Genomic DNA, 15653 nt, shown 5'->3' with positions numbered 1-15653 from the left:
CGTTACTATTAAAATTTTACTCGGATGTGGTGAACTAATAGTATAGGTTTGAGATAACAGTCAAGATTAATCAATCAGCAATGTCTTATTTTCAGTTTGAAGCCGATTTCGTTGGTTCTCTTCAATGTATTCCGATGCAGGTCAGAATGAAACTAGATAATTGTGGTGTGAAACTCAAGCTAGTACACTGGAATCAATTTAGCCAGTCCGAACGACAAGCATTAGTAACAATGCCCTGTCAAACAGAAGGGGAGACTGAAGCATACAAGCAATTTTTGCAAGGTTTAGTTGTCAAAAAAACAGGTCAACCAGCCAAAGAATTGGCGATCGCCCCCCATCCACCTTGGCTAGATCGAGAGACTATTCCTGAAGATATTCTAAAAAAAGCTGAAGAATGTAAGGTAAATATTTCTCTAGAACAATGGTCTAATCTTAATCCTGCCCAACGCTTTGCTCTCATTAAACTCAGTCGCCCCAGCCACGAAAACAAAAACTTCATTCCTGCATTACAAGAGTTTAAAATTATTAATTAGAAAATTGGCTTAAAATAACTTTAAAAATAGACATAAAACTATAGCCCAATCGCCACCATATATAAAGGTTTTAGCAATTGAGATAGTGTTAGGATTTAGCAACGAGAAAAAGAAGCGAAAAAATAAGGAACATATTAATGCAGGAATTTGACAAGTCAATATCCTTTGATGGTCGTGATATCAGACTCAAAGTGGGCTTGCTCGCACCCCAGGCAGGCGGTTCGGTACTAGTACAGTCAGGCGATACAGCAGTTTTAGTTGCTGCCACCAGGGCGAAAGGAAGAGAGGGGATTGATTTTCTACCTTTGATGGTAGATTACGAAGAAAAACAATACGCAGCAGGAAGAATTCCTGGCGGTTTCTTTAGAAGAGAAGGTAGACCAGGAGAAAAGGCAATTTTGATTAGTAGATTAATCGATCGCCCGATTCGCCCTTTATTTCCCAACTGGTTGCGAGATGATATTCAAATTGTTGCTACTACCTTGTCCTTAGATGAAGATGTCCCCCCAGATGTCTTGGCGGTAACTGGGGCATCAGTAGCGGTATTGCTGGCAGGGATTCCTTTTCAAGGGCCGATGGCTGCGGTGAGAGTAGGTTTGGTGGGAGACGATTTTATTCTCAACCCAACCTACAAAGAAATCAAAAAAGGCGACCTCGACATCGTAGTTGCAGGAACTCCTGATGGCATTGTCATGGTAGAAGCAGGAGCGAATCAATTACCAGAACAAGATGTAATTGAGGCGATTGACTTTGCTTATGAAGCCATTCAAGAGTTAATTCAATCTCAACTAGAACTAATTAAAGAGTTGGGTATTGAAATGGTGAGCGAAGAAGCACCAGTCGAAGACGAAAGCTTGATTAACTTTATTAGCGATCGCGCTACAGATGAGATCAAAAAAGTTTTGTCCCAGTATGATTTTGATAAGAAGACTCGCGACGAAGCCTTAGATCAAATCCAGCAGACTAAGATTGTCGATGCGATCGCCGAATTACCAGCAGAAGATCCCATCGCAGTTGCTACCAACGAAGATTCCAAAGCGATCGGCAAAGCATTCAAAAAGCTGACCAAAAAGCTGATGCGGAGTCAAATTATCGAAGAAGGAGTTAGAGTTGATGGTAGAAAGCTAGACCAAGTTAGACCAATATCTTCTCAGGTTGGCGTATTACCCAATCGAGTTCATGGTAGTGGCTTATTCAATAGAGGTCTGACTCAGGTACTCTCGATTGCTACTTTAGGTACATCAGGAGATGCTCAAGATACTAGAGACGATCTGACTATTCAAGAAGAAAAACGCTATCTGCACCACTACAATTTCCCTGCTTATTCCGTAGGAGAAACCAAACCAATGCGCTCGCCTGGACGAAGAGAAGTTGGTCACGGTGCATTAGCCGAAAGAGCTTTGCTACCCGTCTTACCTAGTGCGGAAACTTTTCCTTATGTCTTGCGGGTAGTTTCTGAAGTCTTGTCTTCTAATGGTTCGACCTCCATGGGTTCGGTATGTGGTTCGACTCTATCTCTAATGGATGCTGGAGTCCCCTTAGCCAAGCCTGTTAGCGGTGCAGCGATGGGTTTAATCAAAGAAGGAGATGAAGTCAGAATTTTGACCGATATTCAAGGAATTGAAGATTTCCTCGGAGATATGGACTTCAAAGTAGCAGGGACAGATACGGGTATTACTGCATTACAGATGGACATGAAAATTACTGGTCTTTCTGTAGAAGTAATTGCCGAAGCTATTAACAAGGCTTTGCCAGCGAGAATGCACATTCTTGAAGAGATGCTTAAAGCCATAGCCGAACCCCGTGAAGAATTGTCGCCTTATGCACCAAGATTATTAACTATGAAGATCGATCCCGATCTGATTGGGATGGTAATTGGACCCTCTGGTAAAACAATTAAAGCCATTACCGAACAAACTGGAGCAAAAATTGATATCGAAGACGATGGAAAGGTCATCATTGCTGCTGTAGAAGCAGAAAAAGCCGAGATGGCTCGTAAAATGGTGTTTAATATTACCCGTAAACTAAATGAAGGTGATGTTTACGTCGGCAAAGTTACCAGAATTATTGATATTGGTGCTTTTGTCGAAATATTGCCAGGAAAAGAAGGCATGATCCATATTTCTCAGTTAGCCGAAGGCAGAGTAGGTAAAGTGGATGACGAAGTAGCGGTAGGAGACGAGATTGTCGTCAAAATACGCGGTTTCGATCAAAAAAATCGCCTCAATCTAACTAGATTGGGCATTCATCCCGACGAAGCAGCAGCAGCAAGAGCAGAAGCATCGTAACAGTGACAAGGAGATAAGGAGACAAGGAGAAATTAAACTTCCTTGTTCCTTATGCCTTATGCCTCTTTTTCTTTTACCCCAAAGGGATCGCTTTTACCTTTTTAGTTGCCAAGACTCTAATTTTTACAACTAGCTCGTTTTGCATAGATTCGGTGCTACCGCCTAAGGCAGTCTGGGGTTTTGCCATCACATCAACAGCACCAGCTTTCATTACTTCATAGATGTTGTCGATATCAGATTTTTGGACGGCATTGCTCAGAACCAAAATTGGTGTAGGATATTTTGCCATTACCTGTTTGGTAAACTCCAAGCCATCCATTTCAGGCATTTGCAGATCGGTACAAATTACATCAGGACTCAGTTGAGTAACCATATCTAGTCCTTCCCTGCCGTTGCTGGCTTTGCCAATCACTTCTACATGAGGAGAAGAACTAAGCATTTTTTCATAAATGTTAATTGCAACTTGAGAATCTTCGACTAATAAAACTCTAATTTTTGCCATGATCTTTAATTAAGATTAATTTTGTTGGGTGTCTAAAATATCTATGTCTACTGTTTAGAGTTCCCCTAATTTGCTGATATATATCAACTATTCACAAATTGATAGATAATCATGCAGAGAAAACATGATGTTTTTTCTATTGGCTAATTTTCTGCTTTTTTAGGAAAGAGGAATGGCTGTTACTTCTTTATTGGCGAGGACTCTAATTTTGACAATTAATTCATTCTGCATCGAATCAGAATTGCCCCCCAGGGCAGTTTGAGGTTTTGCCATCACATCAACAGCACCAGCCTTCATCACTTCATAGATATTATCGATATCAGATTTTTGTACCGCATTGCTGAGAACCAAAATTGGTGTAGGATATTTTGCCATTACCTGTTTGGTAAACTCCAATCCATCCATTTCTGGCATTTGTAAATCGGTACAAATCACATCAGGATTCAATTTAGCTACTAAAGCTAATCCTTCTTTACCGTCTTTAGCTTTGCCAACCACTTCTATATGAGAAGAAGAACTAAGCATTTTTTCATAAATGTTGATGGCAACGGCGGAATCTTCGACTAGTAAAACTTTAATTTTTGCCATAGTTAATCTTGACTAATTATTGATTGCTAAGAATTAATTAATGTTCCTAAAGTTTGGAACAAGAGTTGTTGATCGAAATCACCTTTTGTAAGATAGGCATTTGCCCCTGCTTCTTTTCCACGACGTTTATCTTCGGGGGATGCTAAGGTAGTAATCAGAACGATCGGCAAGCGATCGTATTGACTTTGTTGGCGAATGTTGGCAGTCATCTCCAAACCGCTCATCTGGGGCATTTCTACATCAGACAGCACAATATCAAATTCATGCTCTTGGACTTTTTGCAACCCAATCAAACCATTTTCAGCAACAATGACATCATAACCAGCACCCTTGAGTAAACGTTGCATTTGAGTGCGAATAATAATGGAATCTTCGACTAAAAGTAGTTTGTTTTTAGTCGATTCTGATTCTGTTTGACGAACAACAGTTCGCCAGTTACCACTCCTCAAAGAATGTAATAAATCGGGTGGATTGAGAATCATACAAACTTCTCCACTACCCAAAATAGTTGCTCCTGCAATATTAGGAATCCTTTTGAGCAGTTTACTTTGAGGTTTGATTACTATGTCTTGTTGATCTACCAAATCGTCAACAATCACACCAAAACGTTCGTCGTCAATTTGCAGAATAATACAAAGAAGATTATTTTTACCTTGGGTATAGTTTTCAGGAGTGGGTATTTGTAAAAGGCTCGCAAGCCAGGTTAAGGAGATGGGTAGATCTTCAAAGGTAATTGTTGGTTTATCTTCAAGCTTGTAAATCTCTGTTTGAGGCAGAGTAATCATGGTTTGGATAAATTCTAGGGGCAAAGCATAACGAGTTCGATTGAGATCTACAATCAAAACCTTAGTAGTTGCCAAACTAGTATTAAGACGTACCTGGAATTTACAGCCATTGCCAGGGTTAGAAATTACCTGAATAGAACCTTTGAGCTTTTCTACATTGGCTCGAACTACATCTAAACCTACCCCTCTACCAGAAAGTTCGGTGACTTCGGTACGAGTTGAGAAACCCGAGGCAAAAATCAAAGATTGAATCTCTGACTCGCTCATAGCAGCTAGTTGGGCAGAAGTACGAACATTACGGCGCAAAGCAGTATTTCTAATACTAGCTAAATCTAATCCCCGTCCATCATCGATTAGTTCAATGCCGATACTACTACCAGTTTGATAACCCCGTAAAATAATAGTTGCAGTTGGGGGTTTACCATGAATTATTCTTTCTTCTGGGGTTTCAATACCATGATCTACTGCATTGCGAATTAGATGCAGCAAGGGATCTTTGATCTCTTCTAAGATTCTTTTATCAGCTTTGGTGTCTCCCCCTTCGATAATAAATTCAATTTCTTTTCCTTGTTGTCGGGCGAGATCCCTAACCATACGAGGATAGATATTAAATACAGTAGACAAAGGTAATTGTCTCAAACCTTGAATTCCTGTTTCCAGGCGATCGCTTATAATACTAAGACTAGCAACGTCTTCACTAGCTCTTGTTTTCAGATTATTAGCTAGATCGCTAAAGGAATTCAAATATTGTCGAGCGTGGTTATAGAAGTAGCGTAGAGGTTGAATTTCTTCTGCTGTTAGGCTAGATTCAACTTCAGCAAATAGATCGTCATCGCTATAATCATATTTATTCCAGCTTTCAAATAAAGCTAGCATCCGATCTATTTCTGTCATTTGCTGAGAAATACGCAGCTTGGTAACTGCTAATTCACTCGCTTGAGTCATTAAGATATCTAACTTTTGTGGCTCAACTCGAATCGTATCGATTTTGTAATCCCTGGCAGGGGTTGCAACCTTAATCGGTTGATTTGAATTCTCTATGGATACTGTATTGCTTGATGGTTTGGTTTGGGCAATATCTTGTTTTTGCTCGTCTTGTTCGTCATCATCAAATAAAGATGATTGGGAATCTCGATCGCTACTAAAGAAGTCGCTATCATCATCGTCATCATCAAATAAAGATGATTGGGAATCTCGATCGCTACTAAAGAAGTCACTGTCATCATCGTCATCAAATAGATCCAAACCCGAATCATTTCCAGACTCCGATATATTCGACGAACCCATTAATGCTGCCAACACATCGGTAGCATTAATTTCTACAGATTCTCCTGTAATAGCTTCGTGGGAAAGTTGGTTAATGGCATCAATACCTTGATATAGGCGATCGCACAATTCGGCAGTCAATTCGCCTTTTCCTGCCTTAATACCCTCTACGCAGTCTTCTAGTTGATGCACCAACATCTCAATATCATTTAATCCCAGCATTCGCGAGTCACCCTTGAGGGTATGAGCTTCCCGCAAAAATTCTTCCATCGCCGAGCTATCTTGAGGATTTTTCTCCAAGATCATCAACTCAGATTCCAACTTGGAAATGTGTTCGCTACTAGAAGTCTTATAAAGCTCTCTTAACTCTTCATCATCTATGTACATGGTTTTTTGCTTGAAAAATTTCTTAAACGATCGCTTTTAGTTCATCGGCAGATTTTTTCAGTTCGATGGTAGAATTTTTTACGTCTCCCATGTCAGCAGCGGTATCCATTGCACCTAAGTTAAGAGCGTTAACCGCTGCGAGAATTTCTTGAATACCTACCGCTTGTTGTTTGGCTGTATTAGAGATTTCGGAAGTATTAGCGAATACGTTGTTAATGGCATCTTTCACCCCAATAAAAGACTCTGCCGTGTCTAGTGCTAATTCAATACTAGATTCTGCGGTTTTCTTACCTTCATCCGTTACCATAACCGCGCTGTTCATCGCAGCCTGTACGTCTATTACTAGGTTGTTGATCTTATCGGCAGACTTGCGACTTTGATCCGCTAGTTTCCGAATCTCACCCGCAACCACCCCGAAACCTTTTCCATATTCTCCAGCCCGTGCTGCCTCAACCGCTGCGTTTAGTGCCAGCATGTTCGTTTGACTTGCCAAATCACCCACTAGCTCGGATACCCCTGCAATTTGCTCTGTTTGTTCGCTCAAGTTAATGATTTGTTCGGCGATTTCTCTTACTCTTTCTTTAAGACTTTCCATCCCTACCCTGGTTTGCTCCACTGTCTCCGCACCAGATTCCGCTAGAGTCAAGGCAGTACTGGCATTTTTTGCCGATTCTTCTGCTTGAATTGCCGAGCGTCGGGAGGTTTCTCCCAAGGTATCCACCGTAGAAGTGGTTTTGCTGACGGAACTTGACTGTTCGTTAGCAACTTGTTCTTGACGTTCTACTTTAGAAGCAATATCGGTAGTAGATAGAGCGATATTGTTGGTAAATTCGCTTAAAGTACGGGAGATTCGTCTTGCACCTCCAATAATTGCTACAACGATGATAAAGTTAAATACGGTTACAAAAATCTGAATCGTTCTCAACTGCTGCACTTTTTCGGTGGAATATTCTTCGGCTGCGTTTACTGCTAGGTTAGTCAGTTCAAATAGTTTTTCGCTTTCTGCGAGTAAGGCTTGGCGGTTAGTCTCTGTGGGATTGCGCCTAATCTGTTGAATGAGTTCTTTACTTTTGTTCCACTGGACTTTTGCCTCTTCCATTGCCGTAATGTAAGCTAAATTAGTCGCTCTGGATAAGCCTAACTCTTCATTTCCGTTGATTAAACTATCAATTAGTTTATCCAGTTTGCCAATTAGTTCATCGTTGGGAGTCTGGGACAATTCGAGCTTAATCGATCTTTGGGTTGCCCCCCGAACTACCCCAGAGTTGTTGATTACTTTTGCATCTTTTGTCGAAGTTGTCAGAAATACCACTCCTAAGTTTAAACTGATAGCAGTACCAATTGTGACTGCACCTGCGATTAACTGAGTTCCGATTTTCATGGGTTTATTGACCTAGTAATTTGAGTTAATAAGAATAAATGTTTAAGCTGCTAGTTCTACTGTCATCACACCTTGATTCAGGAGTTTGGGCAGATCGATAATGTTGAGCGATCGATCCAAATAATCGACCATACCTTTGATATAGGCTGCGGTATTGGTATCAGTAGCCACAGGAACGGTTTTTAGTTCTTCAGGACGAAAATCGACGACATCAATAACTTCTTCAACAACAATTCCTGCGGTAATGTCATCAAATTCAATTACTATGGCTTTGGTTGCTGGTTGACGGTTATTGACAACTAAATTTAATGGCTGGCAAATATCAATTAAAGTCAAAATTTCACCTCTTAAGTTCATATTGCCGATAATATGGGGAGGACAGCAGGGTATAGTAGTTATTCGTCCAAGTTTAGTGAATTCTCGAACAACTGCTAAATCTAAACCAAAGTATCCTCCATTGAGTTTGACTATGGCGACAGGAATTAAATTAATCGATTCTCGATCGTCGTTTGCTACTCGGAGGTTAGCAGCACGGCTCGATAAGATTTCCCTAACATTGTCGGAAGCTGTGGGAAAATACGAGTCGTAGAAATCTGTAACCGACTGGGCTAATTCTGAAGATTCGCCATCAGGATCGTCGATCGCTACCAAAGCATGGGGGTGACGTATGAGATTATCTATGTTAAGTAAAACAATTGTTTCGTCATCGAGGTTAATCATCCCTCGAACAAAAACTTCCTCGATACTGCGTTCCCTTCCATAGTCCAAATCTTGTTGAATATATCGACTGTCAATATCAATTACTGTTTCTACCTGATGGACAATTACTCCCACTTGTAAGCCAGAAGATTCGATCGCAATTACGCTATCTGTAAGATGGCAACGCTCAAATTGATGACCAAAACGCAAATCTAGGTGCATCACTGGTATATATAGTTTATGGAAGTTGAGTAAACCCAAAATATCTGGTGGGGCTTCGGCTATGGGAATTAATTCGGGTAATGAGAATATTTCCATAACTGATTCGGCAGCGATCGCATATCGCGTATCGTGTAAACGAAAAATTACATAGGGTTTGGCAACCATGTTTTACTCCTCAAGTTTGCTTTAAGGCTTTTTGATATATTCACCCACAACTTGTCTAAGTTGCTCTGGCTGAAAAGGTTTGGTTAAATACCTGCTAGAACCTGCAATGTGTCCTTTCATTTTGTTGACTAAGCCATCTCTTGCTGTCACCATCACAATGGGTAATTCTCGAAATTTATCAATTTTGCGAATGGTTTTACAAAACTCCAAGCCATCTACATCGGGCATGGTTAAATCGAGTAATAGAAGTTCGACTTTGTTCTGGTGGAGCATTTTTAATGCTTCCTCTGCTTTACTCGCTAGGAGAACTTTATACTCTTGTTCCAAGGCTCGTTTAATGGAAATTTGGATAATGGCACTATCATCAACGGATAAAACTATGGGTAAATTTTCTCCCGAACCAGGATGGATCGCCCTTCCTTTGGCAGTACTGTTATCTTGGGATCTAATTTCGTTTTGAATTGATTGGATTTTTGCTTTAGCGTGATCGACAATTTGATTGTCTGTTGCTTGAGGAGTTGTACCAATATTGATCCAGCCATTTTCAGCCCAGGTAACATAGCTTTTCGCTACTTTTAAGGGGTCTTTGCCCATTTTATCGGCAATGTCCAATAGGGTATTTTTACCATCTGCCGAACCCATTAAATGCTGTTTAACATTGCGATCGCCAATTTTTGCTAGTTGCTCCGAACTAACAAAAGGAATTGCATCCATACTAGGAATTGTCGGTGCATACTTAGCCCATTTCTGCTGGCGTAGATTAATTTGTTGCTTGATATACAACCAATCTAAACCGTGTCGATCTTCTCCATAACTTAAATCAAAATCGTTGCTAGGCTGCCATTTTACTTGACCTGGATTGGGTAGAAATTGCTCTAGAATTAAGACAACTTGATTGGCAATAAATGTCTCTGCCTCTTGCCAGGTGAAAACCCTCATTCTAGTTAATAATTCCATTAATTCTGTAATGGAATTGGAGTTAGTAACTTTGTCGATAGCTACAGACAAAGCAGCATTAATTAGATTTGGCTTTAACTTTTCTCCCAACATTTGACATATTTCTTGATTGCTGGGAATTTTTGAGACGTTTAAATCGCCATAAACTAATGCACCATTACGCACAATTAAAATGCAGGATCTTTGATTATGCCAGCGATCTACTTGAGTTTTTAAGCTTAAAATTCCACTTTTTTTCTTTTCTAATAAAGATTCTAAAATAGAATTCAGCTTACCTGGTTCATACTTCTGTGATGACATTATGAGTTTTTTCTAGGAGTTTGTAACCCAAAAACTAATATTAGTTAATATAGATAGAACTATAGTTCCCAAAAAATTTATAAAATCAACATTATACAGGCAGAAATTTTACCAGCTATTCATGTAATTTATAGCAAACAAATTGATTTCTAATTAATACTCATGAGCGAGATCTTTATCGTTTCAGCACAGGTATTGATCGACGATTGATTAATGCAGATAAATTGGCTTAATTGTCTAATAATTGCTCGTTTTCTATCGCATATTTTATTCTGGCGCAAATAGCTGCTTCTGGTTCGCGATCGCTCAATTCTAAAAACTTGGCGACAATTTGCGATCGCAATTCTGGTTGGCTGTCTCTCAAAGTACGAGCTAAAGATTCTAAACCGACTATGGCTGCATAACGCACTACCCATTCTCCGTCTTCTGTAGCCAAGAGAAGAGTTGACAATACTTTTTGTTGCGCCGTAGGAATTTCTGTTTCTGGTAATTTTGACCACAAAATACTGCCCAAACCTTTGGCTGCTGAACGACGCACGCTTTGGGAAAAGTCAGACACCGCAGCCTCTAATAATAAATCTAAAGCAGAAGGATCCCCAATACCCGCAAAAACTCGCGTTGCCCAAGCTCTCGCACCATAATTGTAGCCATCTAGGTTGGATAATAAATAAGGTACGACTGGCTCGCCTATTTTAATTAAACCATCCACCGCAGCCACCGCAGCTCCAGGATTGTTAAAGCCCAAAACCTCAACTAGAGTAGGTATAGCAGAGATATCTGCTGCTTCTGCCAAATTTTCTACTGTTTCTAGCAGCAAATCAGCAGAATCAGCTTTATTTACCGCATCTATAAGAGTTTGAGTATCGGGCATTGTGGAATTAATATAGTTTTAAAAAAGTGTTAAAAATTCTGAAGATTTAAAAAGTATCAGAAGATTATTTTACACTATCCCATCTGTCAGAGCGATAAGGGGATAGCGCAGAAGCTTTTAAAACAGCTCAATCTAATGTAGAAATTATGGAAAAACAATTAAATATTAAAGCCCATACCCAATCTTTATTTTGTTGAAGCCGAATATGGCAAACGATGAATGGAATTAAACATCAACTATCTTTCTGCTAGCAGATATAGATTTAGCTTCAATGAAAATATTTTTAACTTCTGAATGTTGAATGTTAATTGATTTTTCCAAACGCTCAACGGCGATCGCAAGTTCTTCTGTTTCCAAGTTTTCCACAAACTCAATTTCTAAGTTGAGTAATATTTCTTGAGGGCCAAAATGTAGAGTAAGAACTTTTAAGACTTTTGCTACCGCAGGATCGTCCTTGGTAATTTTCCTAATACTAGCTACGGTTTGAGGATCTGCACCCTCCCCAATTAATAAACCCTTACTTTCGGCTGCCAATAATAATGCTACCCCGCATAAAATTATGCCAATAACAATTGAAGCTACCCCATCGAGATAAACATTGCCCCATAAATGTCCGCTAAATACCCCAATAAAAGCGACAAACAAACCAATTAAGGCTGCGGTGTCTTCAAACAAAATAGTAAAAATAGTGGGATCTTTGCTAGCGCGGATCGCTTTCCAGAAACTCTCTTCTTGCTTGGTAGCTAAAAACTCTTGTAAAGCCACATTCCAAGAATAACCTTCAAAAATCACCGCAAAACCCAACACCGCATAACTCCAAAAAGGATCGGTTAAGGGTTCGGGATGTCTGACGTGGTCGATCCCCTCATAAATTGACATCCCCCCACCAATAGCAAAAATAAATAAAGCAACAATTAGCGTCCAAAAATAAAGTTCTTGTCCGTAACCAAAAGGATGACTATCATCTGGCGGTCTTTTACTTAGTTTGATCCCCAATAACAATAACAATTCGTTGCCAGTATCGACTACAGAATGAATGCCCTCAGATAACATTGCCGAACTACCTGTTACCGAAGCTGCGAAGAATTTAGTTACTGCGATCGCAAAGTTAGCAGCCATTGCTGCATAAATCGTCTTTTTTGCCGAACCTGACATTATGTTTTTAAATACTTATTTAAGATATTGAGCTTGCACCTATCTTAAACATACTCCCTGGCTAAACGCAAAATGTACCAATTAGGTACTAAAGAACTAAGCAAGACCGATAAATTGTTATGTTTCGTAAGAATTTATCCCTATGCAGATTTGATAAACTTGACAATGAAGTTTAATGGTTAATAGTTTTTATAGCTAAAAACCGACAACCCTTAAGAAAAATGCCTGCGGGTGTTTGCCTTAAATCCAAAACAAAATAAAATTTATTTTCAGGAGATTAATCAATTATGGTTCAACGAGGTTCTAAGGTCAGAATTCTTCGTCCAGAATCCTATTGGTATAACGAAGTTGGCTCAGTCGCATCTGTAGATACTAGCGGTATTCGCTACCCTGTAGTTGTGCGTTTCAACAAAGTTAACTATGCTGGCGTAAATACAAACAACTATGCAGAAGCAGAATTGAAGGAAGTAAGCGCGCCTTCAAAAAAAGCTAAAAAATAACCCTCTGCTACATAAAGAAGGATGAAATCTCAGCTTTGCTTGAATTTAGCCTAGCTATTATATTTTTCTGATTTTTAACTATCCCTCGCAATTGACTATTGTGAGGGATTATTTTTCTGGATTTTGTTAATGCACTTCCAAGACTAACAAAATTAAATAATTAATTTTTTTTTAACTATTTTTAGGTTCTAAAACTTGATTTTATCGATTTAATTAAAGATACAGACCCTCTTTTAAGAAACAAAGACTGAATACAACCAGGGTCTAAATAGTATTTGTTCATCACACACACTTCAACTTCAAAGGAGCAATCTTAATGGCAACCGTCAGAGTAGCGATTAACGGTTTTGGGCGTATTGGTAGATTAGTATTTCGCGCTGGACTAAATAATCCTAATATAGAATTTGTTTGCATTAACGACCTCGTACCACCAGAAGCGATCGCTTATTTGCTCAAATATGATTCGACTCACGGACGTTTTAACGGCACTGTGGAAGCGACAGAAAACGGCATTGTAGTCAACGATCGCCATATTCCCTGTCTATCCATCAGAAATCCCGAAGAATTGCCTTGGAAAGAATATAATGTCGATTATATAGTTGAATGTACGGGCTTATTTACCACCCATGAAGGCGCATCCAAACATATCACCGCAGGGGCTCGTAGAGTAGTTATTTCCGCACCTACCAAAGACCCCGATAAAGTAAAAACTTTATTAGTTGGGGTCAATCACGATAGTTTCGATCCCCGCGAGGATGCGATCGTCTCCAATGCAAGCTGTACCACCAATTGTCTCGCACCCATTGCCAAAGTAATTAACGATAACTTTGGGCTAGCAGAAGGTTTGATGACTACCATCCACGCCATGACTGCTACCCAACCTACCGTAGATGGGTTTAACAAAAAAGATTTGCGCTCTGGACGTAGTGCAGCCCAAAACATCATTCCCGCTTCTACAGGGGCAGCAAAAGCTGTTACCTTGGTTTTGCCCGAACTAGCAGGAAAACTGACAGGGATGGCGATGCGCGTACCTACTCCCGATGTATCAGTGGTCGATCTCACCTTCCGTACTGAGAAAGCAACCACTTACGAAGACATTTGCTACGCTATGGCAGAAGCTTCATTAGGAGAAATGAAAGGAGTTTTAGGTTATACCAACGATCCCGTAGTCTCTACGGATTTTACTGGGGATTCGCACTCTAGTATCTTTGATGCTGGTGCTGGTATGGAATTAAATAGTAACTTCTTTAAGGTTGTTGCTTGGTATGACAACGAATGGGGCTATTCCAATCGCGCGATCGACCTAATTTTGTCAATGGCTAGCAAAGAAACAGAAATGTTGGTTACTGCATAAATAAATAAGAATTGGTCGGGTGGGCAAATAATTTTTTTGTTGCTTGTTTCAAGAGAAATTTGCCCGCCGTCAAGAATTTTAAAAGCTCATAGCTAACAGCCCAAAATAGTAAAATACTCTAGTTTATACACTTTACTGTCACAAAAAGAGATATATTTATTTTCGCTTACGTCTGGAACGATATAAAAAAATTACAAAGGAGAATTGATGCTAAACCAATCAGAAGCAGTCATTGAAGCGATCGCAGCTAGAGAAATTCTAGATTCTCGTGGTCGTCCTACCATCGAAGCAGAAGTGCGTTTGGAGACTGGAGTGGTAGGATTAGCGCAAGTCCCTAGTGGTGCATCTACAGGGAGTTTTGAAGCTCATGAGTTAAGAGACGGTGACAAAAACCGTTATGGTGGCAAAGGGGTTTTAACCGCAGTCCGCAACGTCAAAGAAAAAATCGCCCCTGCTTTGTTAAACGAAGATGCTTTAGAACAAGAAACCATCGATCGCATTATGATCGAACGAGATGGTTCTCCCAACAAGAAAAACTTAGGTGCAAACGCTATCCTAGCCGTATCCTTAGCCACTGCCAAAGCTGCTGCGGAAGAGGTGGAATTGCCCCTCTATCGCTATCTTGGTGGGCCTTTATCTAATATCCTCCCCGTACCCATGATGAACGTGATCAATGGTGGTTCTCATGCGGAGAATAACGTGGATTTCCAAGAGTTTATGATTATGCCTGTGGGAGCAGATTCCTTTAAAGAAGCTTTGCGTTGGGGTGCGGAAGTATTTGCGACCTTGAGTAAGGTTTTAGGGGAAAAAGGTCTGCTTGGAGGCGTAGGTGATGAAGGGGGATATGCTCCTAACTTGGGATCGAACCAAGAAGCATTAGACTTGTTGATTATGGCGATCAAAAAAGCAGGATATAAGCCTGGGTCAGAAGTTGCTTTGGCGATGGATGTGGCTGCTAGTGAGTTCTATGCCGATGGCAAATATACTTACGATGGTGAAGCTCATTCTCCAGAAGAGTTTATTACTTACTTAGGGGAGTTAGTCGAAAAATATCCCATTGTTTCCATTGAAGATGCTTTGCATGAAGATGATTGGGATAGCTGGAAAACTCTAACGGAAAAGCTGGGATCGAAAATTCAGCTTGTAGGGGATGACTTGTTTGTCACCAACAAAACTAGACTGCAAAAAGGAATTGAATTGGGGGTAGCAAATTCTATTTTGATCAAATTAAATCAAATTGGGACTCTCACTGAAACTCTCGAAACTATCGAACTGGCTACTCGTAGCGGTTATCGTTCCGTAATCAGTCACAGATCGGGAGAAACTGAAGATACTACCATTGCCGATTTAGCCGTGGCGACTCGGGCGGGACAAATCAAAACTGGTTCTCTTTGTCGTAGTGAAAGAGTTGCAAAATACAACCGCCTGTTAAGAATAGAAGAAGAATTAGGCGATCGCGCTGTATATGCAGGCACAATCGGTTTAGGCCCCAAAAGTTAACTAATTTCTTGAGTTAATTTATAAACCAAAGATTAAGGCTTGGGAAATCTCAAGCCTCGATCTCTCAATCGAGAGTAATCTATAAACAGTCAGTTTAAAGTTGACATGGCAATATAAAGGCGAGTTATTTGAAATTAGATTTTAGACAGCATCTGCCAGTTGCGATTCTTGCTCTTAAAATTGTCTTATTTATAATTTAA

At 40.0% G+C, this 15653-nt stretch carries 13 protein-coding genes; 5 read left to right on the top strand and 8 right to left on the bottom strand.

Annotated features, from left to right (window positions below):
• Positions 1-80 precede the first annotated feature (80 nt).
• Both I4641_RS06345 and I4641_RS06340 read left to right on the top strand, forming a co-directional pair.
• Positions 81-533, top strand: coding sequence for a nitrate reductase associated protein (locus I4641_RS06345; protein WP_229639634.1), 453 nt, complete (start codon positions 81-83; stop codon positions 531-533).
• Between the two features lie 137 nt (positions 534-670).
• On the top strand, positions 671-2821 hold the full coding sequence (locus I4641_RS06340) for a polyribonucleotide nucleotidyltransferase (RefSeq protein WP_229639633.1): 2151 nt from the start codon (positions 671-673) through the stop codon (positions 2819-2821).
• Positions 2822-2894: 73 nt separating this feature from the next.
• On the opposite strand, the gene I4641_RS06335 is transcribed toward I4641_RS06340, so the two are convergent.
• The 8 genes from I4641_RS06335 to I4641_RS06300 all read right to left on the bottom strand — a co-directional run bounded on the left by I4641_RS06335 (position 2895) and on the right by I4641_RS06300 (position 12099).
• Positions 2895-3323 (bottom strand): response regulator, encoded by a 429-nt coding sequence (locus I4641_RS06335; RefSeq protein ID WP_229639632.1) that lies wholly within the window; start codon positions 3321-3323, stop codon positions 2895-2897.
• Between the two features lie 159 nt (positions 3324-3482).
• Positions 3483-3911, bottom strand: a complete 429-nt coding sequence (locus tag I4641_RS06330) for a response regulator (RefSeq protein WP_229639631.1) — start codon at positions 3909-3911, stop codon at positions 3483-3485.
• A gap of 26 nt (positions 3912-3937) precedes the next feature.
• Positions 3938-6349, bottom strand: a complete 2412-nt coding sequence (locus tag I4641_RS06325) for a hybrid sensor histidine kinase/response regulator (RefSeq protein ID WP_229639630.1) — start codon at positions 6347-6349, stop codon at positions 3938-3940.
• Positions 6350-6371: 22 nt separating this feature from the next.
• Positions 6372-7730: a methyl-accepting chemotaxis protein gene (locus tag I4641_RS06320; RefSeq protein WP_229639629.1), complete on the bottom strand. Its 1359-nt coding sequence runs from the start codon at positions 7728-7730 to the stop codon at positions 6372-6374.
• Between the two features lie 42 nt (positions 7731-7772).
• Complete coding sequence (locus I4641_RS06315) at positions 7773-8816, bottom strand: chemotaxis protein CheW (protein WP_229639628.1); 1044 nt, start codon at positions 8814-8816, stop codon at positions 7773-7775.
• A 21-nt stretch (positions 8817-8837) separates the two neighbouring features.
• The gene (locus I4641_RS06310; protein ID WP_229639627.1) at positions 8838-10073 is read right to left on the bottom strand and encodes a response regulator; all 1236 of its coding nucleotides are present in this window, start codon (positions 10071-10073) and stop codon (positions 8838-8840) included.
• A gap of 229 nt (positions 10074-10302) precedes the next feature.
• Positions 10303-10944, bottom strand: coding sequence for a C-phycocyanin alpha-cysteine-84 phycocyanobilin lyase subunit CpcF (gene cpcF, locus I4641_RS06305; RefSeq protein WP_229639626.1), 642 nt, complete (start codon positions 10942-10944; stop codon positions 10303-10305).
• Between the two features lie 225 nt (positions 10945-11169).
• Positions 11170-12099 (bottom strand): cation diffusion facilitator family transporter, encoded by a 930-nt coding sequence (locus I4641_RS06300; protein ID WP_229639625.1) that lies wholly within the window; start codon positions 12097-12099, stop codon positions 11170-11172.
• Between the two features lie 287 nt (positions 12100-12386).
• Between I4641_RS06300 and I4641_RS06295 the strand changes: the two genes are divergently transcribed.
• The 3 genes from I4641_RS06295 (at position 12387) to eno (ending at position 15453) form a co-directional block, all read left to right on the top strand.
• Positions 12387-12599 (top strand): photosystem I reaction center subunit IV, encoded by a 213-nt coding sequence (locus tag I4641_RS06295; RefSeq protein WP_229639624.1) that lies wholly within the window; start codon positions 12387-12389, stop codon positions 12597-12599.
• A gap of 316 nt (positions 12600-12915) precedes the next feature.
• Positions 12916-13953: a type I glyceraldehyde-3-phosphate dehydrogenase gene (gene gap / locus I4641_RS06290; protein WP_229639623.1), complete on the top strand. Its 1038-nt coding sequence runs from the start codon at positions 12916-12918 to the stop codon at positions 13951-13953.
• Between the two features lie 207 nt (positions 13954-14160).
• Entirely contained in the window at positions 14161-15453 is a 1293-nt protein-coding gene (eno, locus tag I4641_RS06285) for a phosphopyruvate hydratase (protein ID WP_229639622.1), read from the top strand.
• The last annotated feature ends 200 nt before the right edge of the window (positions 15454-15653 follow it).

This window comes from Waterburya agarophytonicola KI4 (assembly GCF_020640915.1).
GTDB lineage: Bacteria > Cyanobacteriota > Cyanobacteriia > Cyanobacteriales > Xenococcaceae > Waterburya > Waterburya agarophytonicola.
This window is presented reverse-complemented; position numbering and strand designations above follow the sequence as displayed.